This is a genomic window from uncultured Sanguibacteroides sp. (genome assembly GCF_900543425.1).
Taxonomy (GTDB): domain Bacteria; phylum Bacteroidota; class Bacteroidia; order Bacteroidales; family Marinifilaceae; genus Gabonibacter.
On the sequence record NZ_UQRQ01000005.1, the window covers coordinates 13,911 to 38,684 of the forward strand.

Below are 24,774 nucleotides of genomic sequence, written 5' to 3' on the forward strand. Positions count from 1 at the left end.
TCAATTCCTACGGCTAAACATAAATGCCTCTGTTTTTAACCATAAAATCATTACTTTTGTTGCGTAATAGAAGGAAGATTTACAATCATATAATAAAGATTACGATGCTTATTGAAGGGAAGAGAGTAGCCTATATCACCTTGGGCTGTAAACTGAATTTTTCGGAGACTTCAACGATAAAACATAGCCTGGAACAGGTTGGAACCATAACGGTAGGAGAAAAAGAAGGAGCTGACATTTTCGTGATAAACACATGTAGCGTTACTGATATTGCAGAAAAAAAAGGACGTCAGATGATCCGGAAAATCATCCATCGCAACCCGGGAGCCTATATTATCGTCGTCGGGTGTTACGCCCAACTTCGAGCCCAAGAAATCATGAATATCAAAGGGGTAAGCATGGTACTCGGGGCTCGGGACAAATTCAATGTCGCTCACTATTTACAACATCTCGAAACCCAAGAATCCATTCCGCCTCACTCTTGTGATATTTTCAAAATCGAACAGTTCGATCTGGCCTATTCTTACGGAGATCGTACCCGTTGTTTTCTGAAAATTCAGGACGGATGTGACTACTTTTGTACCTATTGCACCATTCCCTACGCCCGGGGAAAAAGCAGGAGCGCCAATATAAAAGATGTTTTGGAAGCAGCTCGCAATGCAGCTGATAAAAATATAAAGGAGATCATACTGACAGGTGTCAACACGGGGGATTTCGGCCGGGATACCGGAGAATCGTTTTTCGAATTACTCCGAGCATTAGATCAATTGGAAGAAATGCCCCGATTTAGGATTTCGTCCATAGAACCCAATTTGTTGACGGATGATATCATTGAATTTGTTGCCGCTTCCAAACATTTTATGCCACATTTCCACATACCGTTACAATCCGGGAACAATGAAGTATTGAAACTCATGAAACGACGTTATAGTCGGGAGCTTTTTGCTGAAAAAATCGAAAAAATCAAATCTATTTTACCCGACGCTTTTATCGGGGTGGACGTCATTGCCGGTATGCGGGGAGAAACCGAAATGTTTTTTGAAGATACCCGAAATTTTATTTCCGAATTACACATCTCTCAACTCCATGTATTCCCCTACTCGGAACGTTCCGGGACAAAAGCCCTGGATATTCCGTTAGCCGTTTCCACCCAAGAAAAGCACCGCCGAGTAAACCTTTTACTGGATATTTCGGAACAAAAACTCCAATCTTTTTATCAATCATTTCAAGGACAAACTCGTCCGGTACTTTTTGAAGAGAATGAAATGGACGGTTCTATCGGTGGGTTCACGGATAATTACATTCGAGTGGAACTCCCATTCGACCGTACGCTGGTAAATCAAATCGTTCCGGTTAAATTAGGAGAAGTCAACGAAAACGGAAATCTTACAGGAAAAATCCAACTCATTCATTATTGACATTCAGAAGTACTCCGTTCTCTCGTAAAAAAATACCTATTCCCGACACAAAACAGATGTATTTAACCCGTCTATAATAATTTATTTCTGTTTTATTTTATAATTTTGTCGGACAATTTAGAATCTGAAACAAGAAGGCATGAATATATTAATCTCGGGAACAGCAGGATTCATAGGTTTTTACCTTGCAAAAAGACTTTTAAACGAGAATCATACCGTTTACGGCATTGACTCCGTTAATAACTATTATGATACAACTTTAAAAGAAGAGAGACTGCAGGCATGTGGAATTAAAAATTATGAATACGGTAAAGAAATCGGATCCGGAATAGACTCGCGTTATACTTTTTGCCAAATGGATTTATGTGACACAGAAAGATTAACAAAACTATTTACCGATCATCGTTTTGATTGTGTCGTAAACTTAGCAGCACAAGCCGGAGTCCGTTACAGTCTTACTCATCCCGAATCCTATGTCCAAAGCAATATTGTCGGTTTTCTAAATCTATTGGAAGCCTGTCGAAAATTCCAATGTCCAAAATTGGTCTATGCATCTTCTTCCTCTGTTTACGGAAACAATCACTCCGTCCCATTCCGGGAAGACGATCAGGTAGATCACCCGATATCCATTTACGCCGCTACTAAAAAAAGCAATGAATTAATGGCTAATACCTATTCGTATTTGTATAAATTGCAAACCATAGGGCTTCGTTTTTTTACGGTATACGGTCCGTACGGACGTCCGGATATGGCACCCATTTTATTTGCCAACGCCATTACAAATAATAAAGAGATTAAAATCTTTAATAACGGTCATCTATCCCGGGATTTCACCTATATTGATGATATCATCACCGGAATGGAAAAAATAATTACAACTCCCGGAATAAAAAGAGAAGACTTTCCCGGTACACCAGCAACAATATACAATATCGGAAGAGGTGAACCGGTGAAATTAATGGACTTTATCCATGTACTGGAGAAAAATTTAGGGAAAGAGGCCAAAAAGGTTTTTATGGAGATGCAACCCGGAGACGTTTATCAAACCTGGGCAGATACTACCAGGTTACAGGAAGATTATAATTACACTCCTACCATCTCTCTTGAAACAGGAATACAACGGTTTGCAGAGTGGTTTTCTCAATCCCATTTTGTAAACCAGAAAAAGCATTAAACATTTGAAAGTATATTAAGAATTATTAATTTTGCCTTACCTCTAATATAAAACGAAGGGTATGTTTAAGGACACGTTGAAGTTTTCTACACGTAGATTGATTCAGGCAAAAATCAACGGCGGGGCAATTCTTCTGTTCGTGGCGTTATTGGCCATGATAATAGCCAACTCTCCATTAAAAGAATATTATAACCATTTTTTTTCACAAGAGGTCAGTTTCAATATAGGAAGTTTTAATCTTTTTCAGCAGCATGACGGAGGCTCCATGACTTTATTAGCCTTTATCAATGATGCTTTAATGGCCATTTTTTTCTTTTCGGTAGGATTAGAGATTAAACGGGAACTCTTGGTTGGTGAGTTATCTTCTCCCAGAAAAGCTTTACTGCCAGTCATCGCCGCATGTGGCGGAATGATCGTTCCCGTCCTCCTGTTCATGTCGATCGGGGAACCCGGACCGGCAACCAGAGGTGCGGCGATCCCCATGGCTACCGATATAGCCTTCTCTTTAGGCGTACTCTCTTTACTCGGGAAGAAAGTACCCTTAAGCCTTAAAATCTTTTTAACAGCTTTTGCCGTAGTTGACGATATCGGAGGGATTATCGTCATTGCCGTTTTTTACAGCCAGCAATTGATCTCGGAATTCCTTATAGCCGCGGCAGGCATTATCCTACTGCTGTATATCGGAGGAAAAGCAGGTATCTATAATAAACTGTTCTACATCTTTCTCGGCATTGTGGTATGGTATCTGTTTGTCCAATCGGGCCTTCATCCTACTATTGCCGGAGTAATCGTGGCCTTCACGGTTCCTGCCCGACCAAAATTACGTATATACAAATACGTGAATAGCATTCGGGAAAGTTTAAAAAGATTGCCGGAAGGAGAAAACTCCAATAATCTGATACTCACCAATTCGGAGTTGTCCATTCTAAAAAGCATAGAATCGGCTTCAGACAAAGTAATCAGTCCCCTTCAAGCGATGGACGATGATTTGCATTCCCTTATCAACTACGTTGTTATGCCATTATTCGCCTTTGCCAATGCCAGTATTTCTTTTGAAGGATTTTCCCTTGCCTCATTACATGGGGTCTCCATTACTATTTTCATCTCGTTGGTTTTAGGTAAATTAATCGGTATTTTTTCATTTACCTACCTTTCTGTCAAAACCGGTTGGCTTTCCATGCCGGATCGTATGAATCAAGGTTCTTTACTCGGTATATCTATGATCGGCGGTATCGGTTTTACAGTCTCTTTATTTATAGCAAATCTGTCTTACGCGGGAATTCCAGAAATTGGAGCCACTCTTCTTAATCAAGCAAAAATCGGAATCATCGGAGGATCTCTATTTGCAGGACTCTGTGGTTACCTTATCTTAAAATACGTTCTGGAAAAAAAAAGAGAGAAATAATTTTCAAAATAAACGGAAACCTCTATATTTGCACCTGCATCCGGAGAGATGGCAGAGTGGTCGATTGCGGCGGTCTTGAAAACCGTTGTGCTGCGAGGCACCCGGGGTTCGAATCCCTGTCTCTCCGCTGAACACAAAGAGTCAACTAAAACTGTTGACTCTTTTTTTGTACACAAAATACCCACCAGGGATTCGAACGAAGTGTCTGGATAGTGTTCAAAAAGTATGTTAATCATTTTCAATTAACATTCCAATCGTATAAAAAAGTGTAGGTTGTACATCGAACGGGTATAGAAAATCACAAATCTGAAAAATGACTCTCACGCTGTTAAGAACCCTCCTACCGTAGATAAATTACGGATGTTTGTACCAAAATTACTGTTTTAAAAAGATAGAGAAACAAGTATAGAAGAAAGCAGTTAATTTTGTTCGGAACAAATGCTCGATGATGAAAAAAGAGACGGTGAAGATAGATACGATACATCAATGCAATACCTTTCTTGGGGAAAAGACATTACATCCCTTAGTAAGTGTTATCGACCTTTCAAAAGTGAACGACAAACAACAGGCCTCATTACAATTCAATTTCTATTCCGTTTGGTTGAAAGAATGTAGATGTAACAGCTTTGCCTATGGACGACAATATTATGACTATTCGGACGGAACTCTACTTTTTTTCTCTCCCGGTGTACCCGTCGATATCGAAAGAAATCACGAGATGTTTTGTTCAAACGGGTATTTGCTGACCTTTCATCCGGATCTGATAAAAGGAACATTTCTCGGGCAACGTATGAAAGATTATACATTCTTTTTATATCAGCAGAATGAGGCCCTTCATCTTTCATCCCGCGAAAAACGAACTATTCACACTTGTATGGAAAGAATCAATGAAGAAATTCATTGTCCTATCGATAATTACAGCAATATATTGATAATAAACAAAATAGAGCTACTATTAAACCATAGCATACGTTTCTATGACCGACAATTTATTACGCGGCATAAAGCAAACGAAAATCTCCTAAGAAGAGTAGAGCGAATATTAAATCACCATTTTCTGGATGATCGGATAAGTGTCAGAGACATGATCTCGACCAACTATTGCGCCGGTTTACTCCATCTATCCCCGGTCTATTTTGAAGATCTGTTGAAGCATGAATCCGGTAAGACTATGCACGAATATATTCAACTCAAGCGTATAGACATGGCCAAAAAACAATTGTCAGGAACCAATAAAACAATTGTCAGGATCTCCGAAGAGTTAGGTTTCTCTTCTTCTCCGTATTTTAGTCGGTTATTCAAAAAATTAACAGGTTATAGTCCCAACGAGTACAGGTCTAAATATTAAATCATAATTATTATCTCACTTTTATTCGTAATAAGATAGGAACTCACATCCATACCCCAATCCGATACTAAAACGCTTATTGATAATACATGAACATATGTTACAGATTTACGAACCAAAATTACGGGTTATAAAAAATATCTATGTTTTTTCATATAAAATCCTTATTTTTGTTATAAACCAAAAGCAATAAATATGAGTGAAATTATTAAATTAGAGACAGTTCAGGATTACAACAATATGTTGGGTGTGGAGACCTTGCATCCGTTGGTGAGCGTGGTCGATTTTTCAACACTCGAGGTACTCGAGCACAGCCGCAAAAATTTCGGCTTTTACTGTATATTTCTCAAGGAACTCGATTGCGGCACACTCTTGTACGGTCGCAGTAAATACGACTATCAGGAAGGTACTCTCGTTTTTCTGGCACCGGGACAAGTAGCAGGCATAGACGACGGCGGAGAGACCCGCAATCCCAAAGGCTGGGCTTTGATTTTTCATCCCGATTTACTCTACGGAACATCTCTGGCCCGACGAATAAAGGAGTATACCTTTTTCTCTTACGAATCAAACGAGGCCTTACACATGTCAGAACGGGAACGTCAGATCATACTCAACTGCTTTCGAGAAATCCAGGAAGAATTAGAACACTCTATCGATAAACACAGCAAACAGATTATTGCCGCCAACATCGAGGTTCTGCTCAATCATTGCGTACGTTTCTATGATCGTCAGTTTATCATACGGAAGGCCGTAAACCGTGGTCTACTGGAAAACTTTGAGGAATTGCTCTCCGCTTACTTCGATTCGGATAAACCTCAAACCATCGGACTGCCCTCCGTACAGTATTGTGCCGATCAATTACATCTATCACCTAACTATTTCGGCGATCTGATAAAAAAAGAGACAGGCAAATCGGCACAAGAACATATACAACTGACCGTTATCAGCAAAGTTAAAGAATTATTGATAGAAAGTAACAAATCTGTCAGTGAAATCGCTTATTCTTTGGGATTTAAGTACCCTCACCATTTGAGTCGTATGTTCAAGAATCTCGTTGGCTCCACACCAAACGAATATCGGACAGTAAGCTAAAAATCTTTGGTAAATCTGCCAAGGATGGTACACTATCGGGAAACATGAAAAAAGGCAAGCCCTTTTTATCGCCTGCCTTTATCCTTTTGCGGTCATAGACCTTTTTCGATTTGTGTACCCGATTAAAATTGATCGGACGAGTGTGATGTTCAATCTCGGCCTCTCGGCTTGCTTTGCGATAGGCTTTGATGTAATCACGTCGAGTTAATTTACTTATCTTCATAATTACTATCTTTTGTCCTGCAAAGATAGCTATTATTTATTTAATACCCGGAAATCAAGTGACCTCCGGATATATTATATTTAAGCATCCTTTTTAGCGTATTCCGACAACTCGCATCCGTATGTATCCACCAGAAAATTATCCAAATCGTCAGCTTTAAAAGCCAGATTCGTAATATTTTCCTGTATCTCATCCGCGTACTCGGAAAATATATCCGAAATATGAATACGATAAGAGATATAGATCTGATTACCGTCCAACCCCAATTGATAAGGTTTCACATCCGCATTTAACAGGTAGGTTAACACGGGTTCCAGATTTTTCTTGGGAAGGATGTTAATAGGCGACGTACAGAAAAGATAGGAACGTTGATAAACAAACATACGAATCTCCGAGCTTCCTTTATGGAATGTCCAACATTCATACCCGACCCGCGCCAGAACCGGATTTATCCCCATGCTTTCGATCGCTTTCTCACAAAAAACAGCCAAGTCTGTCAGTCCCTGTTCTTTAAAGATATTTTCCGGTAATTTTTCTCCACAAGAAGGACAATACTCGTCCTCTTCCGAAATCAACTCGTCGCAACTCCCGCACTGTACATTAAACACCGTTCGATCCATATCGGCAACCTGTTCCAACACCTGTCTCAGACAGGTTACCGGAATACCGAAACCCATGTTATCGGCCTCGGTTATTTTACTGGCTGTAATAGCAACAACCTCGTTTCGGTCATTAAACATAGGTCCCCCGCTATTACCGGGATTAACAGCTGCATCCGTTTGGATATAGTACTTATCATGAATCAACTGGCGAGGAGAAGAGACGGTTCCTTCCGTCACGGTAAAAGGCATTCCGAAAGGATAACCGGCAACATTGATCTTTTGCCCGATAGGTATCGTATCTGTCTCCGCAAAAACGATATCCGGTAAATGCGAGAAATCCCCCTCCACGTTCAACAAGGCAATATCCAAAGCCGGATTCACCAAAACCACTTTAGCCAAAAAACGATTTTTATCATTATCTTGTATAGCCACTTGCTGAAATCCATCGACAACATGATAGTTCGTCACAAATAAATCATATCCTTTTAGATAAAAACAACTACCGGCACCTCCGGCATGATTTACTTTATAAACCGCATTAAATATATTCTGTTCCATGTTCTCTCCTTATTTGTCATTATTGTCGTTATTGTTACCTCCAAACATAGAGGCCATCATATTCTGAACATTCTTCATGTATTCTTCCATGTTTACCCCTTGCATAGCCTGCATAGCCTGTTGTTGCATCTTCTGTATCTCTTCCATATTTACTCCCTGCATAGCCTGCATCGCTTGTTGTTGCATTTGCTGAACATTTTGCATGTATTGAGACATATCCATCTCTTCCTCCGGCTCCAAATTACCTTCCATAATATCATCCATCGCTTCATGCAGGATAGATGCTGCCTCCTCCCAAGATTTAGCAGAGGTTTCCTGTAAAGCTTTCACGACAAGCGCATTCACATCATCCTGTACGTTATTATAAAAATACATTTCGTAGAACTTGTAAATGATCAGCAGGCAACAAGTCATATAATCTTCTGCCTCTAACGCATTGGAAGCCCTATCGTAAGTATTTTCAAAATTCTCCTGTATATTTTTTAAGTTGGAACGACGTTTACCGGGAATAAAAGTTTCCACAAAATACAGGTTCTCCGCCAACTGATCTTTCGTCATAGCTTGGATAGCCACGACCATCTCTTTACCGTGAGCCACAACTTCCGGCAACGGGATATCCTCCCGGTCCATATCGATAACCGCCTTGTTCAAATCATTAAGCAATTGTCCTTGTGGATGAGCGTAATATAAAATTTTTAATAAAGTAGTATCGACGACGTTCCATGCATACCCGTATTTACGTCCTCCCTCGAAATAACTAACGGCATCCATACACTCTTTACAACTCAATTGCACGACATCGTACACGGAATCCACGGTCTGGGCATCATAAGGAGTAACTTTCGGTTCATAAATCCGTTTCGCCCCGAATTTTGCCTCGAATTCATCATCATATTTATCGCCAACCCGACAAATCTCTTCCAATACATAATAAATCTTATAGGGATTAATTAAGGCAATAGGACAACTATACTCAAAAAACAATCGATCGTCCTGAAGAGAAATCCGAGCCAAATCCATATGATTGAAATTTAATCCGGCAATCCGACGCAACAGAGGGATACGTCCTTTTTCGGGAATGGAAAGAAAAGGAGCCGTGATCTTCAACCAATCATCCTCCAATTTCAAGTTAACCACTATAGATCCGTGAGGAATATCAAATTCGGTACCCTGAACATTCCCGTATTTAGTGCGGAATTCTGCATTGATGTAATCCAATAAGGCATAAAAAGAACGTAAATATTCTTTATTCTCGAAAGCCTCTACACTCGTGTCGAAAGAATCGACATTCAACTTGCTTTCCGTCGAGGCTATGGTGGAAAGATTAAAAGTTAAGGTTTGCTTCATAATTGCAGCCATTTAATTTTTATTACTATTGTTTCATAAATCTCTATTTATCAAGATTTATAACAACCTGAATACTTCTCGATAACAAAATCACACAAACGTCATAAAATTATGAAATAATTGATAACTCCAAAGTCTGAGAATATATTTTATTAATATTTTAAACAACGTACTTATTGCCTTCTAATCTTGCCATTCTTCCATTAATTTTTTAAGTATTCAAATAAAAATTATTTTACTTATCTTGCGACAATGAAGAAACAACATCTTAATATTTATGAATTGATTAGAATATAACTTTACCTAATATCATTCGTATGACATGCAAAAAACCTAATAATTACACGATCTGATAATATGAATACACCATCTTTCAAAATACCCGACGAAGGAACTCCGTTAAATCCTCTTTTGTCAAAACAAACTTATACATACGCTGAAAAAGATAACCAAAAATTAAAAATGGATATTATCTCCCGGCCTGATCTTTCTAATGATGCTCCAGTAATCCTATTCCTTTTTGGTGGAGGATTTACCCATGGAGAAAGAGATCGGTCTGTATATAACTTTTACTTTAATCGAATGGCAGAAGAGGGATTCATTATAGTATCCATAGATTATCGCCTGGGATTAAAAGACAATCCGGACGTATCGGCTCAAAATATAACACCCCTCGAGAAAGCCATCGATATAGCCCGGGAAGACCTGTTTGATGCTACGTCCTACGTTCTAAAAAATGCCACAACACTACATGTGGACACCAAGACAATCATTCTTTCAGGCTCCAGTGCCGGAGCCTTGGTCGTTTTATCGGCAGATTGGCACAAAAGAAATCCGAACAAATATTCCACGATCTTACCGCGGGAGTTTCAATACGCCGGGGTTATCAGTTTTTCCGGAGCACTTTTCAGCACGATAGGACTGCCAAAGTACGAAATAGATCCCGCCCCAACCATGATGTTTCACGGCACGGAAGATCATATCGTATTTTACAAAGGATTACGTTTAAGTACCTATTTACTATTAGGTTCCAGCCACTTGGCTGATCTATTCACCTTAGAAAATTATCCTTTCTATTTAAAACGTTATGAAGGCATGGGCCACGAAATCTCGAAACTGGCAATGCGGGAAGACCTGGACGCCATCGTATGGTTCATTCAAAATTATATCATAAACAAAAAAAATTACAAAATCGACATCACGTTCAATGACCTAAACAGAGAAAAACGACAATTACTTTCCGTAGAAGAACATCTGTAAAATTTTTACCTGAAAACAGCAACCGTCATCCGTCCTGTTCACGTATAAAATATATTATAAATATTTAATTCTGTAAACCATGGAAATTATACACAACACACACGACCACAAATTTGAGATTCGGGACGGTAGACATACGGCAATCGTTGAATACAGACCCTTCAAAGAAGGAATCGATATCATACATACCTACGTTCCGCAAGAGATGGAAAACAAAGGATATGCCTCAGCCCTTGTAAAACACGCGTTAGAGTATGCCCGGGAGAATCACCTAAAAGTGATCACCACCTGTCCTTTTTCCAGAAGCTACGTGGCCCGACATCCGGAATACCAGAATTTGATATTCTCATAATAGAAACACCGGGTCTGAAAAACAAACCTGGGATCAAAATCTCCCAGGTTTTTCATTTTAATCTTTAGAGCAAATATCATTTTATTCGATTCTTTTAAATTTTAAAAGGCCACCTTTTCTACAAATTTACGTAAATTTGGAGTGAAACACATATAAACTACTGTACTTATGGAATATAGAAAGTTAGCAGATTCAGATCTTGAATTATCCGTCATCACCTTCGGTTCATGGGCCGTAGGGAGTTGGATGTGGGGAAAAACGGAAAGAAACGACGCTATCGGAGCGATTCGTACCGCCTATGAATTAGGTGTGACTTCTATTGATACGGCTCCCGTTTACGGTCAGGGAGATAGTGAAGAAATTGTAGGAGAAGCGATCCGGGGAATTCCAAGGGATAAAATACAAATCCTTACAAAATTCGGGATGCGCTGGGATGTAAAGAAAGGTACTTTCGCTTTTAAGAGCAAAAACAATAACGGACAAGATATCGATATATACAAGTACGGAGGCAAAGAGAGCGTGATAAAAGAGTGTGAAGACAGTCTGCGTCGTTTAAAGACAGACTACATCGACCTATATCAAATACATTGGCCGGACCCTTCTACTCCGGTAAACGAAACATTTGAAGCCGTGGCCAAATTAATAGATCAGGGTAAGGTACGTTATGCCGGAGTATGTAATTACGATACTCCGCTATTGGAAGAAGTGAAAAAAACAATTTCCATCGTTTCGGACCAAGTTCCTTTCAGCATGGTAAACCGGGAAATTCAAAATGAGATTGTACCCTATTGTATTAAACACGGTAAATCCATTTTAGCATATAGCCCTATGCAAGGAGGTTTGTTAACGGGAAAAATGAAACCGGGTTATGTATTTGCAGAAGGGGATCACCGAAAAAATAATAAATATTTTACAGACGAAAATATCCAAAGAACGAACGATTTTCTGGAAAGAATAAAACCTTTAGCAGATGAAAAGGGAGCTACTCTATCCCAACTAATCATCCGCTGGACCATCGAACAACCGGGTATTACAATTGCTTTGGTCGGCGCAAGGAATGTCCGACAAGCCAAGCAAAATGCAGAGGCCATTAATGTGAAGCTATCACACGAAGAGATCGAATTTATTAATAAACAACTGGAGACCTTATAATCGGATATGGTATTCATATTAAACATATTGTTATGTCTGCTTTATTTACTCCCCTAACATTAAAGTCCGTTACACTTAGAAATCGTATCGTTCTTTCACCCATGTGTCAATATTCGGCACAAGACGGTTTTGCCGATAATTGGCATTTGGTTCATTACGGCAGTAGAGCAGTCGGTGGAGCCGGTTTAGTCCTGGTGGAAGCAACGGCTATCTCTCCGGAAGGAAGAATTACCCCGGATGATTTGGGCTTATGGAGAGATGAACATGTCGAAAAATTAAAAACGATTACCGATTTCATTACGGAACAAGGAGCCGTCCCCGGCATACAACTTGCTCATGCCGGGAGAAAAGCAAGTACCCTATCCGAGTGGAAAGGAAAAGGTAAATTTTTAAAACCCGCCGAAGGAGGTTGGAGAACGGTAGCACCTTCACCTATAGCCTACCTGAAAAACCATGATACGCCACAGGCATTAACAGCCGAAGGTATTCACAAAGTCATTACGGATTTTACGGATGCCGCCCGTAGGGCCATTGCAGCCGGTTTTAAAGTAATTGAGATTCACGCGGCTCACGGTTACCTTCTGCATGAATTTTTATCCCCCCTCACGAATCACCGGGAAGATTTATACGGAGGAAGTTTTGAAAATAGGATTCGACTACTACTGGAAGTGGTTAACAGCATTCGAAAAGTCATTCGACAAGAAATACCCTTACTCGTACGCATTTCCGCAACAGATTGGGAAAAAGGAGGATGGGATCCGGAACAATCCGTTCAATTGGCCTCGATCCTGAGTAAAATTGGTGTCGATCTTCTGGATGTCTCCTCCGGAGGACTCATTGCAAACGCCGAGATACCCATTGATTACGGTTACCAACTTCCGTTTGCAAGTATAATTCAGAGAAAAACCAGTATGCGGACAGGTAGCGTCGGCATGTTGACGGATCCCATTCAAATGGAGACAATTTTAAGAACCGGAGAGACCGATCTGATTATTATCGGACGGGAACTATTACGTGATCCTTATTTCCCTTTGCATGCTGCCGAGCGATTAAACGAAAAAATCGTATGGCCCGTACAATACCAAAGGGCACGCCCCATCCGTTAAAATAACCCGAACGGACATCCCCCTGTACCGGACGGTCGTTTGACCGTCCGGTAAGACCTGTTTTGCCGATCATTTCCATTTTCCTTCTTATCCATTGACCCGGCAATAAACAGATGATTATAAGAATACTACCAATCGTTTTTTTTATCAATTAAAATGTCTGCAAAAATTCAACTTATTTTTATTGACAAAATAATTTTTTTTTGCAATCTTTGTATATTATCGACTTTTAGATTTTGAATTCAATGGCATATTATATTTTCATTATTTTATTGTGTGGTGCGATTGTTTTTTTACTATACAGAATACTGTATTTAAAAAAACAACTTCGATACAAAATTCAAGAAATAAAAGACAACACTTCTTTTTCTGAAAATATTTTTGAAAATATTCAAGCATATATCTTACTGATAAATCCCGATTTCATTGTCTTAAAAACAAACTTTTACGCCCTCACCTCCACCCAGGAGTCTTCTCCCAAAAGAGTAGGGGAACTGTTCAACTGCATAAATGCAATTGAAGCCGGAGAATGCGGAAAGGGAGAGTTATGTAAAACCTGTATTATTCGGCAAACAATCACTAATTCCTTATTGAATAAATCCAATTTTTCAAAGTTAGAAGCTACCTTGCAAATGCAAGTATCTGATAATAGGATTCATAATTGCCACGTTCTAATCTACGGCTCCTACATGCATACTTTACCTTCCGGGGGAATGCTGTTGACCATATGTGACATTACAGACCAAAAACAAAATGAACTCAGATTAGAGGATACAAAAGAAAAATTTAAACGTATCGAAGAATCCAAATCCCTATTTCTTACAAGTTTAGGCCATAAAATCAGGAATCAGTTGAATGGAATTCTGGGATGGACAAGCCTTGTCATTGCAGACCAAAAACTCACGTCCGCACAACAACAAGAATACATCAACCTGATTTATCAGAATACGGATAACCTACTTCATCTTTCTGACAATATCATTCAATTCTCGCAAGTCGATAACATTGATATTGACATCACTCCTTCTGTTTTCAATGTAAAAGATCTTTGTCAAAATTTGATTAATATTCGTTTCAGCTATTCACATCCGGATGTGAAACTTTACCTGGACAAGGCAGCAGAAGACATTATCGTATATTCTGACCAGATGAAACTCAATCAAATCCTTCTAAATATAATTTCCAACGCTCAAAGGTTTACGAATAAAGGGTTTATTCGAATTGCTTTCCAAGTAAACAGCAGACAACATAGCGTAGACTTTGTCGTTGAAGATACCGGATGCGGAATGTCAGCAGAACAACAGATACATCTGTTCGAACGGTTTTACAGGGGAAATGATTTTTCCGATACTCCAGGCTTGGGCCTCTCCATTTGTCAGGCTTATATCAAGGCATTAGGAGGTGATATCCGAGTCCAATCGAAAAAAGACAGAGGAACTTCTGTATTCTTCTCTATAAAGAAAAATGATATCCCTAAAGAAGAATTAATACTCTGACCGTTTATTTAAGTATTGAGAAAATCAAAAATGGAACCTTAACTTCTTTTTTTTCGTTTATCTCCGAAAAAGAATTATGGAGATATCTCAAAAACCAGAAGCTTACAAAGGGCATCTCATGGCATTGACCACCATATTGATCTATAGCTTTAATACCAACTTCATGAAAATCGTAATGCCCGAATGGATTGGAGCCCACGGACTGGTGTTAATCCGTTGCATTACCAGCACGATAGGATTTTGGGTTATCTCACTCTTTATTCGCACTACGCAACAAGACCACCCTTCGGGAAAAGAGATCGGTATCATTATGTTAGGAGGAGCCTTGGGCATGGGAGCAAATCTGCTACTTTATATCAATGGTTTGGCTCTCACGGGACCCGTAGATGCTTTTGTTATCCGTACCGTACAGCCTATCGTGGTAATTGCATTAGCTGTTTTTATCCTGCACGCGAAATTTACCAGAAACAAAGCTATCGGTATCTTACTTGGTTTGGCAGGGACACTCTACATTTCAATCGTACCTCATGCAAGCGGAGCGAAAGATTCATTTACAGGAGATATACTGATTTTCTTGGCTTCCGTCTGTTCGGCGTTATTTCTGATTTTAATCAAACCCTATACACAAAAATATAACCCGGTCATCGTCATGAAGTGGATGAGTCTGGCCGCCTTTATCGTTACATTGCCTTTCGGTATTTTTCAACTACTCCACGCTCCTATATTTACCGGAGAGGCACCCGTTCACATCTGGTTAGAACTGGGCTTCACGTTGATTTTTGCTACAATGATCGCTTATTTCTTAAACGTAAAGGCATTACAATACATCTCTCCTTTTGTGGAGAGCATTTATATCTACCTTCTACCCATCACGGGAGCCATCATCTCTATCGCTTTAGGACTACAGGAATTTTCTTGGCATGACCCGATCGCACTCGTATTAATCATTATCGGTTTTATCCTCATCAACAAAAAAACAAAGACAAAAGAAGCTACCACACAAAAAGTATAGACAATACCTTATTTTTTATATTTCCAGACCTTTTGACAATCAAAACATTTATACGAGGATCTGAAAATAGGAAACAACACGGATAAAATCAGCAGGATGTAAACCATGATTTTATCCGGATCCTTCTTTTTACCTATATTTGTCGAACCACAAAAAGGACAACAGGTTTTATCCATACCTTTCTCCCATTTCACGATCTTAATCTCTTCCTCCCGATAAAGATCTGCCGGACAAATATAGCCTCCTTCCTTTAATATCTCTATCCCTTGTTCCAGTTTATCCGTAGGTATCAACAACTTGACTCCACCTATAGCATTAGCGTACATACCGCTCTGGGCCGTTAATTCATCCTGGATGAATGTCTCTATCCCCTCGGATTCCAAATAATTTTTAGCCATATAAGCCTCCTGAGGATAAGTAAACGTAAGAACTACACTCCAATCCATATTTTCTTTATTTAGATTTCCTAATTTAATACTTCCAAACGACTTTTCCATTTATTTCTAAAGGAATTTTATTCGTTTACCGGAGATCCCGTTTACTTTTTTTATCTTTTCTCCAAAGCTGATATGAGTTGATACTGTTTTGCCACAATACATAAGCGGCAGGCCCTATGGACGAAAGAGGAGACAGATACACCTGTGCCATCCAGATCGCTAATATCGTATTTTTTTGTCCTAATCCTTGTCCCCCGGCAACAACCTCTCCGTATCGTTTTCCCAACCAACGCCCGAGCAGAAACTGAATGCAGCAAAGTAAAAAAGCCGCTACGCCAATAACCACCTCTTCTCCCAATTTCGTATTATCCTGTTGGACTATAAAAGATACGGTCTTACCTGTCACGATTGTCAATCCCAGGGTCCATAAATAAAACGAAATACTTTGGTGTTTCTTTAACTGACGATGAATGACGGGTAGAAATTTTTCCAAGAACCAAGCCCCAGCCAAAGGCAAAATCAATAGAGGAATAACCTGTCCACAGATATAGGAAAAAGAGTCCCAGAAAGGTAAATCCCTATGCGTACCGATACAGGAAAAAAACAAAGGAGAGACAAAGGCAACACAGAGATTACTAATCAAAGTATAAGCCGCCAAACAAGCCACATTCCCTCCTAACATCCCGGTTATTACCGTGGCGGCAACAGCCGTCGGAGCTAAAATACATATCATCAATCCTTCCGCCAGCAAAGGATCGAAAGGAACCAATAAAGCGTAGACTACAAAACTCCCGATCACCTGAACCCCCAACAACCATAAATGTAAACGGGAAAACTTCATATCTCTGAAAGCTAACCGACAATAAGTGACCAGCAACATGCAAAATATCAGGTAAGGAGTCACCACGGCCAGTTGACTAAAAAAAGGATTAAATAACCCACCACTTAGCATGGCCAATGGCATCATCCAAATTTTTAAACGTTGTAACACGGCAGTAAATTTTATACCGCAAAGAAAACGATTATAATTGAAATCTTAAAATAATATATACCCCTATCTCGTTAACAACACGTCTGTAATTCTATTATACAAGCGTTCATACAAGGAAGATTTACGCTGAAAATAAGCTTCTTCGATTTCCTTTATGATCCTCTTCTCAGCAGAATCTACCCACAATCTAAAGATCGGATTAACCCGGTAAGAAGGAAGAAATTGCAATAATCGATCCATATCGAATTCCGAAGCTTCGACTCCCGCCCCGGCCCGTACGGCATCATAAGCGTTACATCTCTGTTCTACGTGTACCGGAACCATTAGAACGGGTTTACGCAAATAAAGCGCCTCGCATATAGACTCAAAACCGGCTGTCGTGGCATAAGCTTTGCAGCCATTCATATAATTTAGAAATTGTACATCGTTAATCTGATGAAGTGTAAATCCCGGCATTGCTTCCCAAGTTTCCGTAGCCATTTCTTTATCCCAAAAGAAATGAAGCGGTATCTCCGGATGCATCCGATGCCAACTCATAATATCTAAAACATAACCGCTATTAAGCATATAGCCATGAATGTAATCTCCCTTCACCGGCTTATACTGCAGCACCTCTTTCCTTAACAGGGGCGGGACAACTATTATACGAGATTTCGACGCATTCGGAAAAGAGTAAAAAGAGAGAGCCAGTTTGCGAGCCGCACCAATCGAAGTCAACCGGGTAAAAAAACGCAAAGAGGCCAATTCTAAATGAGAAATACGCGGGAATACATAATCATCATGCAAAAACATATATTGATGCCCTATACAGATCAAAGGAATATCCGGCGGCATAAATAAATAAGTCAACCCCGTCAATAGCTCGTAAAAGTTTAGTACCATGTCAGGCTGTAACTCCTCCACCCGACGGCGTATCAACCGCATACTTTTGACGAAAACCGGTAATTTACGTATATTATAATAAATACTTTTGGCTAACGAAGGACGTTTATTTTGCGCGGAAGGTAAAAAATTCGGACTTTCAAACGCCAACACAGGTACATTGATTTTTTGGAGAAAAAAATTCGGAACTTGTCGTGCCTCACTTTTCCCGATTAGAACTTCGACAACTTCATCTCCCCGCCTCGTTAACATCTCCCGCATAACAAGAGCTTGTGTGAAATGTCCCCGTCCCTCTCCCTGAATAATAAAAACAAAACGCATACGAATCCTATTAAGCCGTAATTTTGAATGCCTCTCTCTCCATTTTCAACGCAGTATTTTCCTCATAACTATAGATTTCCCAACGCCCGTCAGGATACTCCAACAAAGCACTCAACGATTCGACCCAGTCCCCGGAATTCAAATAATGAATATTCCCGTAATACCTGTCAGCAGGCTGGTGAATATGTCCGCAAATAATGCCGTCAAAATGACGACTCTCGGCAATAGACGCCAACTCTTTTTCAAAATCAGAAATATAGGAAACGGCTGATTTTACCCGATGCTTAATCGATTGAGAAAAAGAATAATAAGGTTTACCCCGCTTCCGCCTGTATTGATTAAGCACACGATTCAACCACAATAAAAAAGTATACCCGTAGTCCCCTAATTTCGCCAACCAAATCATATGGGTCGTAATATGATCGAAAACATCCCCGTGTGTCACATAGTATCGTTTCCCGTGAGAAACATGAATATAATCCTTTACTACCGAAATATTAGACAAAGTCAACGGAGTTAATTTGTCTAAAAAGTCATCATGATTTCCACGTACATAAATCACTTCGGTTCCGTAATTTTCCATCATTTTCATGATCACCTTGATCAGATTCGTATAGGATTGTTTCCAGCGACCGAACGGATTCCTTTGTAATTTCCAACCGTCGATAATATCACCATTCAAAATCAATTTATCACAATCCACACTTTTAAGGAAGCTTGTCAGCTCTTCCACTTTCGAATGTTCTGATCCCAAATGTACATCCGACAGGATCACCGTTGCAAATTTTAATCTGTTTGTCATAATTTCTTCTATCTTCTCCAACAAAATAACAAGTATTTTGTTACGAATAGATGTAGAAACAATGACTATATCATGACGTTTATTCCTCCAATACCATCACAAACTCTTCATGCCCAGTCATTTCTTCAATTTGTCGCTTCAATATTTTAAAACCATGACGTCCATAAAATTCAACCGCCGAGATATTTTTCGCGAAAACATTCAATTCCAGTCGTTCATATTTTCCTTTTGCAAATTGAATCAAAGTACTCCCTATCCCCGTTTTTTGCCTGTCGGGGCTCACAAACAAAGCCGCAATATAATTCCCGACCAGAGATATAAAACCATCGATCTTCCCATTTTCCCCTTCATATATCCAGGTCTCGCTCGAAGGCAAATAGTAATTCTTCATCTTCTCGACCTGTTCTATCCAAAAACTTTCCGGAATAAAATCATGAGCAAGAAAAGAGGCATCCAACCATATTTTTACAAGAGCCTCTCCATCCGAAATCGTATATTTACGAATCATATTATTTCTTTTACCAGATAAAGATAATAATTTTTCGTATGTTTGAAAATCAAACTTCAATTCATTTTATGTATGATTCTGACCCAGTCTATCATTGATTTTATTAAACTCCACGAGAACGACAACACGGATAAATTACTACTTTCAGCCTCTAAATATCCTGAAATCAATATACCCTTAATCGTGGATCAAATCATTGCCAGACGGCAAATAAAAGAAAAACTGCCTTCCTGGTACGCTTGCCGGGAATTATTTTATCCCTCCCGTTTAGCTACAGAACAATGCTCATCCGAGATCACGGCAGAATACAAGCAAAAACTAACTCGAGGAAACACGCTATGCGATCTTACCGGCGGTTTAGGGATAGACTCATTCTATTTTTCAAAGCAAGTAAAAAAAGTGATCTACACGGAACGGTTTTCCGATTATTGCGAAGCGGCAAAACACAATTTCAGCATATTAGAAGCGAACAATATCCAGATTCTAAATCAAGAAGCCGGAGAAGTTGCCGAATCCGTTAAGGTAGATACCTTTTACATAGATCCGGCTCGCAGAACGGAAGGTAATAAACGGGTGTTCGCTTTATCCGAATGCGAACCGGATGTACTACAATTAAAACCCCTTTTGTTAGATAATGCCCAACGGGTTATTATCAAGATTTCGCCTATGGCCGATATCATGGAGACGCTGAGGCTGCTACCGGAGACCGCTGAAATTCATGTACTTTCTGTCAGAAACGAATGCAAAGAACTTTTATACGTGTTGGAAAACGAAAAAAGAAACGCTGATCCCGTTGTCTCTACTTTCAACGTCACCTCTACCGGAAAAAAACAACTCTTTGGATTTCAACTTTCTGCCGAAAAGGAAACAGAAATAACCTATACTCCGAACATTAAAAAATTTTTATATGAACCCAACAGCTCCATATTAAAAGCCGGAGCTTTTAAATTGCCCGCAAAACGTTTTAATGCAGAAAAATTACACCCACACAGCCATCTCTATACTTCCGACCTATGGATTGAAGACTTCCCCGGAAGAAAATTCGTGGTCGACAAGGTCTTCGGTTTTTCCGGGAAAGGATTAAAACAACTCTACCGAACCATTCCGCAAGCCAACATAACAACAAGAAATTTCAATTTATCGGTGAAAGATTTACGTCAAAAAAGTAAAATCACGGAAGGTGGTCCTATATACTTATTTGCAACTACATTATATCCGAATACTCCCGTTCTTGTTCAATGCCATAAATAAACTCCAAAACCATCGCCATCTTCAACTTTTTTATCCAATACTCGTATCATTGAAAAGAACGATAATTAGAAAAAAAGATGAAGATAAAAACGGGACAAGGAAGCATCTCCCTATTCGCTCTATTGGCCATCTACTCCATATCTATGGTAACTTCATTACCGGGCTTGGCTATTTCCCCTATACTCGGATCTCTTGAAACCATTTTTAAAGGTGCAAGCGATTTACAATTACAAATGCTGGAATCACTTCCCTCTTTTATCATCGTCCCTTTTATCCTTTTGGCCGGTAAACTATCCATGCACGCGAATCAGAAAAAAGTCTTAATTATCGGATTAGGTATATTTTTCGGATGCAGCATTATCTATCCGTTTGCAAATACCTTAAGCCTTCTATTGATAATCAGTGCATTATTAGGCATAGGTGCCGGAATGGTTATTCCATTCTCAACAGGTTTGATCGCAGATTACTTTACAGGCAAATACCGAACAAAACAGTTAGGCATAGTCTCTTCCATAACAAACATCACGTTAGTCTTGGCCACCTTACTGTCCGGTATTCTGGCCGATATCAATTGGCATTATTCCTTTCTGGTCTATTGCCTATCCGGGATATCCCTTTTGTTTGCCTTTAAACTGAAAAATGATCCGCCTTCCAATATAAAGGCGAAACCGACACCACATAAATCTTTTGCACTTCAGTGGCCTGTCGGTCTGATGTTATTCTATTACCTTATCACGATCCTCGCTTTGACCATTCCATTTAATCTGGCCCTTTACATGGAAAACCTACACATTGGAAAATCCGATACATCGGGAAGCCTTATTTCGGTCTTCTTTCTGTCCATGACTCTTCCCGGCTTTTTCATCAACAAAGTCATATCCTGGTTCAAGACCTATACAAATTTTATAGCAATGGCATCTATTACGGTAGGACTAATTTTATTCGCCATTAGAAGCGATCTGTTTACTCTTATTTTAGGAGTAATTCTAATCGGTTTGGGGTACGGATGCATGCAACCCATCATTTATGATAAAACAGCCAATAGCTCCTCTCATCCGACTTACGCTCTTGCGCTGGTCATGTCAATGAATTATATTGCTATCATTACCTATCCCTTCATACTCCGGGGGCTGGGAAATCTATTTGCAACAGATTCATCCTATTTCCCCTTTGTATTGAATATGTTTATTAGTGCCGGCTTTACCCTGTTTATCTACTTCCGTCGAAAAACAAAAACAGTAGGAATTTCTTCGGATGAGTGATAAATCTTTGTCAAAGTTAAATATTGTGAGGAATTAAACCTTCATCCCTGTTTCCCGTACTTACTTTGAATACAAACAAAGCTTTATAAATTATAGAACAATATTCTAAATTAATTAACCAAACTTCAATTTAAATTATGGCAACAAATTCAAACAAAAAGGGTTCCGTAGCAAAGCTCAGCGTTATGACTTTAGCAATCATGAACGTGGCAGCCGTAGTAAGTCTTCGGGGACTACCTGCAGAAGCTGAATACGGATTAAGCTCTGCATTTTATTATTTGTTTGCAGCTATCGTATTTCTTGTTCCAACGGCTTTAGTCGCCGCCGAATTAGCTGCAATGTTTTCACAAAAGCAAGGTGGAGTTTTCCGTTGGGTCGGCGAAGCTTATGGAAAACGATTCGGTTTTTTGGCTATTTTTCTCCAATGGATCGAGAGTACCATCTGGTATCCGACAGTATTAACCTTCGGTGCCGTATCCATTGCCTATATAGGGATGAACCCGACAGGAGATGCTTTATTAGCCTCCAATAAGGTCTTCACCTTAGTTACCGTATTAATTATCTACTGGGTCGCTACCTTCATCTCACTAAAAGGATTAGGATGGGTCGGGAAAGTCTCCAAGATAGGTGCCATGGTAGGAACAATCATCCCTGCCGCCCTATTGATCATTTTCGGAATCATCTACATCTCAACAGGTGGCCATAACAATATGGACATGAGTCAAGGTTTCTTTCCGGATTTGGCAAACTTCGATAACCTGGTTTTAGCCTCAGGTATATTTCTCTTTTATGCCGGTATGGAGATGATGGGTATTCACGTGATGGAAGTAACCCCTCCTGCCGCCAAAAACTATCCGAAAGCAATCTTCATCGGAGCCGGAATCACGGTTCTGATCTTCGTTTTAGGAACCTTCTCTTTAGGCTTGATCATTCCTGCAAAAGACATCAATCTGACACAGAGCTTGTTGGTAGGATTTGACAATTATTTGAGATACCTCCACATAAGCTGGGCCTCTCCAATCATTGCCATCGCCCTTATGTTCGGAGTACTGGCAGGAGTATTGACCTGGGTTGCCGGTCCGTCAAAAGGTATCTTTACCGTGGGTAAAGCCGGATATTTGCCTCCCTTCTTCCAAAAAACCAATAAAATAGGCGTACAAAAAAATATTCTATTCGTACAGGGAGGAGTCGTAACGATTCTGGCCTTATTATTCGTCGTTATGCCGTCCGTACAATCTTTCTATCAGATTCTTTCTCAATTGACAGTACTTCTATACCTGATCATGTATCTATTGATGTTTTCAGGAGCCATTGTACTGCGTTACAAAATGAAAAAGGCAGAACGTCCCTTTGCCATCGGTAGAAAAGGCAACGGCCTGATATGGATTATCGGCGGACTCGGATTCTGTGGAGCCTTGCTCGCCTTTATATTGAGTTTTATTCCGCCTTCCCAGATCAATACCGGTAGCAACACCGTTTGGTTCTCCGTTCTGATCATCGGATGTGTCGTTGTTGTCGCAACTCCGTTCATTATCTATGCTTCCCGGAAACCTTCCTGGAAAGACCCGAATGCGGATATCGAACCTTTCCACTGGGAAGAAACACCGGCTGTTGCTACAGCATCGGCCACGACCACAGCTTCCGCACCGGCACAACCAAACACAAAGCCGAATACAACAACAGACAATACGACACCAACTACAGATAAAAAATAAACTAAACTAAAAAACAAGCACATGAAACAGACTATCAAATTGTCAGACCTTAAGGCTGTTGTCGCCGAGGCCCATGAAAAACTAAAGGGATTGAAGGGAGGAGCCAACGCAAACTACATCCCTTTTTTGGCAAAAATCGACCCTAATCTGTTCGGAATAGCCATATGTCTCCCCTCAGGAGAAATTATTGAAGCAGGAGACACCAATTATGTTTTCGGTATCGAATCCATTTCTAAAGTACATACGGCCGTTCTGGTCTTACGCCAATATGGAGCCGAAACCCTACTGGAAAAGATCGGTGCTGATGCGACCGGATTACCTTTTAACTCAATTATGGCTATCTTATTGGAAAAAGATCATCCGAGTACACCTCTCGTAAACTCGGGAGCAATTGCCGCCGATAGTATGGTTAAGCCTGTCGGAGACAGTAACGCCAAATGGGCCGCAATCATCGATAACATGACCGACCTCTGCGGTAGTGAACTGATCCTACAGGATGAACTCTACAAATCAGAAACTGCCACAAACTTTAATAACCGCTCGATCGCTTGGTTATTAAAAAATTACAATCGAATATACGACGATCCGGATATGTCTCTTGACCTCTATACCCGTCAATGTTCTATGGGAGTGACAGCCAAGCAACTGGCTATCGCCGGATGTACCATTGCCAATAAAGGTAAAAACCCCGTAACGGGCAAACAGGTATTCGATGAAAAATTAGCCCCGCAAATCGTTTCTTTAATCGCTACTGTCGGTTTCTACGAACATACCGGAGACTGGCTTTATACAAGCGGTATTCCTGCAAAAACAGGAGTTGGCGGAGGCGTTATGGGTACGCTCCCCGGAGGATTCGGTATTGCAGCCTTTGCCCCTCCCCTGGACGATGCGGGAAATTCGGTAAAAGCGCAAGCTGCCATTAAATACATCGCTCAAAAATTGAAAGTAAATGTATTTAATGGAAATAGCATAGAAATTACAGAATAAAATCTGTTTCAGTTTATAATTTTGGGATTTATGGCAAGACAAATACGATCTCTTCTGTAAATCCCAATTATAC

General features: G+C 39.9%; 23 protein-coding genes and 1 tRNA gene. 16 read left to right on the forward strand and 8 right to left on the reverse strand.

Going from position 1 to position 24,774, the window contains the following annotated elements:
• Nucleotides 1-104 precede the first annotated feature (104 nt).
• From mtaB to QZR76_RS03715, 6 genes are all read left to right on the forward strand, one after another.
• A complete protein-coding gene (mtaB, locus tag QZR76_RS03690) occupies nucleotides 105-1,418 on the forward strand; it encodes a tRNA (N(6)-L-threonylcarbamoyladenosine(37)-C(2))-methylthiotransferase MtaB (RefSeq protein ID WP_294140514.1) in 1,314 nt (437 codons plus the stop codon).
• A 139-nt stretch (nucleotides 1,419-1,557) separates the two neighbouring features.
• On the forward strand, nucleotides 1,558-2,592 hold the full coding sequence (locus QZR76_RS03695) for an NAD-dependent epimerase/dehydratase family protein (protein WP_294140515.1): 1,035 nt from the start codon (nucleotides 1,558-1,560) through the stop codon (nucleotides 2,590-2,592).
• Nucleotides 2,593-2,653: 61 nt separating this feature from the next.
• Complete coding sequence (nhaA, locus tag QZR76_RS03700) at nucleotides 2,654-3,997, forward strand: Na+/H+ antiporter NhaA (protein WP_294140517.1); 1,344 nt, start codon at nucleotides 2,654-2,656, stop codon at nucleotides 3,995-3,997.
• A 42-nt stretch (nucleotides 3,998-4,039) separates the two neighbouring features.
• A tRNA-Ser gene (locus QZR76_RS03705) sits at nucleotides 4,040-4,124 on the forward strand.
• A gap of 321 nt (nucleotides 4,125-4,445) precedes the next feature.
• Nucleotides 4,446-5,345 (forward strand): AraC family transcriptional regulator, encoded by a 900-nt coding sequence (locus QZR76_RS03710; RefSeq protein ID WP_294140740.1) that lies wholly within the window; start codon nucleotides 4,446-4,448, stop codon nucleotides 5,343-5,345.
• Nucleotides 5,346-5,540: 195 nt separating this feature from the next.
• Nucleotides 5,541-6,437 (forward strand): AraC family transcriptional regulator, encoded by an 897-nt coding sequence (locus QZR76_RS03715; protein ID WP_294140519.1) that lies wholly within the window; start codon nucleotides 5,541-5,543, stop codon nucleotides 6,435-6,437.
• Here the strand turns inward: QZR76_RS03715 and QZR76_RS03720 are convergent.
• From QZR76_RS03720 to QZR76_RS03730, 3 genes are all read right to left on the reverse strand, one after another.
• On the reverse strand, nucleotides 6,388-6,660 hold the full coding sequence (locus QZR76_RS03720; RefSeq protein ID WP_294140523.1) for a hypothetical protein: 273 nt from the start codon (nucleotides 6,658-6,660) through the stop codon (nucleotides 6,388-6,390). The two genes, QZR76_RS03715 and QZR76_RS03720, sit on opposite strands and share 50 nt — an antisense overlap.
• Before the next feature lie 80 nt (nucleotides 6,661-6,740).
• On the reverse strand, nucleotides 6,741-7,820 hold the full coding sequence (locus QZR76_RS03725) for a trypsin-like peptidase domain-containing protein (protein ID WP_294140525.1): 1,080 nt from the start codon (nucleotides 7,818-7,820) through the stop codon (nucleotides 6,741-6,743).
• 9 nt (nucleotides 7,821-7,829) lie between these two features.
• Nucleotides 7,830-9,167 carry a hypothetical protein gene (locus QZR76_RS03730; RefSeq protein WP_294140526.1) on the reverse strand — a complete coding sequence of 446 codons (1,338 nt, stop codon included), beginning with the start codon at nucleotides 9,165-9,167 and terminating at the stop codon, nucleotides 7,830-7,832.
• A 357-nt stretch (nucleotides 9,168-9,524) separates the two neighbouring features.
• Here QZR76_RS03730 and QZR76_RS03735 point away from each other — a divergent pair, with 357 nt between their 5' ends.
• From QZR76_RS03735 to QZR76_RS03760, 6 genes are all read left to right on the forward strand, one after another.
• A complete protein-coding gene (locus QZR76_RS03735) occupies nucleotides 9,525-10,427 on the forward strand; it encodes an alpha/beta hydrolase fold domain-containing protein (RefSeq protein ID WP_294140528.1) in 903 nt (300 codons plus the stop codon).
• 79 nt (nucleotides 10,428-10,506) lie between these two features.
• Nucleotides 10,507-10,779 carry a GNAT family N-acetyltransferase gene (locus QZR76_RS03740; protein WP_294140530.1) on the forward strand — a complete coding sequence of 91 codons (273 nt, stop codon included), beginning with the start codon at nucleotides 10,507-10,509 and terminating at the stop codon, nucleotides 10,777-10,779.
• A gap of 168 nt (nucleotides 10,780-10,947) precedes the next feature.
• The gene (locus QZR76_RS03745) at nucleotides 10,948-11,931 is read left to right on the forward strand and encodes an aldo/keto reductase (protein ID WP_294140532.1); all 984 of its coding nucleotides are present in this window, start codon (nucleotides 10,948-10,950) and stop codon (nucleotides 11,929-11,931) included.
• 32 nt (nucleotides 11,932-11,963) lie between these two features.
• Nucleotides 11,964-13,037: an NADH:flavin oxidoreductase/NADH oxidase gene (locus QZR76_RS03750; protein ID WP_294140536.1), complete on the forward strand. Its 1,074-nt coding sequence runs from the start codon at nucleotides 11,964-11,966 to the stop codon at nucleotides 13,035-13,037.
• A gap of 245 nt (nucleotides 13,038-13,282) precedes the next feature.
• Complete coding sequence (locus tag QZR76_RS03755; protein WP_294140538.1) at nucleotides 13,283-14,533, forward strand: HAMP domain-containing sensor histidine kinase; 1,251 nt, start codon at nucleotides 13,283-13,285, stop codon at nucleotides 14,531-14,533.
• 76 nt (nucleotides 14,534-14,609) lie between these two features.
• Entirely contained in the window at nucleotides 14,610-15,545 is a 936-nt protein-coding gene (locus QZR76_RS03760; RefSeq protein ID WP_294140540.1) for a DMT family transporter, read from the forward strand.
• Nucleotides 15,546-15,553: 8 nt separating this feature from the next.
• Here the strand turns inward: QZR76_RS03760 and QZR76_RS03765 are convergent, their stop codons facing one another.
• The 5 genes from QZR76_RS03765 to QZR76_RS03785 form a co-directional block, all read right to left on the reverse strand.
• Complete coding sequence (locus QZR76_RS03765; protein WP_294140541.1) at nucleotides 15,554-15,991, reverse strand: DUF2007 domain-containing protein; 438 nt, start codon at nucleotides 15,989-15,991, stop codon at nucleotides 15,554-15,556.
• Between the two features lie 76 nt (nucleotides 15,992-16,067).
• The gene (locus tag QZR76_RS03770; protein WP_294140543.1) at nucleotides 16,068-16,973 is read right to left on the reverse strand and encodes a bile acid:sodium symporter; all 906 of its coding nucleotides are present in this window, start codon (nucleotides 16,971-16,973) and stop codon (nucleotides 16,068-16,070) included.
• A gap of 63 nt (nucleotides 16,974-17,036) precedes the next feature.
• Nucleotides 17,037-18,176 (reverse strand): glycosyltransferase family protein, encoded by a 1,140-nt coding sequence (locus QZR76_RS03775; protein ID WP_294140545.1) that lies wholly within the window; start codon nucleotides 18,174-18,176, stop codon nucleotides 17,037-17,039.
• 10 nt (nucleotides 18,177-18,186) lie between these two features.
• Nucleotides 18,187-18,978, reverse strand: a complete 792-nt coding sequence (locus QZR76_RS03780) for a UDP-2,3-diacylglucosamine diphosphatase (RefSeq protein ID WP_294140548.1) — start codon at nucleotides 18,976-18,978, stop codon at nucleotides 18,187-18,189.
• Between the two features lie 79 nt (nucleotides 18,979-19,057).
• Nucleotides 19,058-19,486, reverse strand: a complete 429-nt coding sequence (locus QZR76_RS03785; RefSeq protein ID WP_294140550.1) for an N-acetyltransferase — start codon at nucleotides 19,484-19,486, stop codon at nucleotides 19,058-19,060.
• Nucleotides 19,487-19,558: 72 nt separating this feature from the next.
• Between QZR76_RS03785 and QZR76_RS03790 the strand changes: the two genes are divergently transcribed.
• The 4 genes from QZR76_RS03790 to glsA all read left to right on the forward strand — a co-directional run bounded on the left by QZR76_RS03790 (nucleotide 19,559) and on the right by glsA (nucleotide 24,701).
• The gene (locus QZR76_RS03790) at nucleotides 19,559-20,737 is read left to right on the forward strand and encodes an SAM-dependent methyltransferase (RefSeq protein WP_294140552.1); all 1,179 of its coding nucleotides are present in this window, start codon (nucleotides 19,559-19,561) and stop codon (nucleotides 20,735-20,737) included.
• 77 nt (nucleotides 20,738-20,814) lie between these two features.
• Nucleotides 20,815-21,999: an MFS transporter gene (locus QZR76_RS03795; RefSeq protein ID WP_294140554.1), complete on the forward strand. Its 1,185-nt coding sequence runs from the start codon at nucleotides 20,815-20,817 to the stop codon at nucleotides 21,997-21,999.
• Nucleotides 22,000-22,136: 137 nt separating this feature from the next.
• The gene (gene gadC / locus QZR76_RS03800) at nucleotides 22,137-23,714 is read left to right on the forward strand and encodes a putative glutamine/gamma-aminobutyrate antiporter GadC (protein WP_294140556.1); all 1,578 of its coding nucleotides are present in this window, start codon (nucleotides 22,137-22,139) and stop codon (nucleotides 23,712-23,714) included.
• Between the two features lie 21 nt (nucleotides 23,715-23,735).
• Nucleotides 23,736-24,701, forward strand: a complete 966-nt coding sequence (glsA, locus tag QZR76_RS03805; protein WP_294140559.1) for a glutaminase A — start codon at nucleotides 23,736-23,738, stop codon at nucleotides 24,699-24,701.
• Nucleotides 24,702-24,774 lie beyond the last annotated feature (73 nt).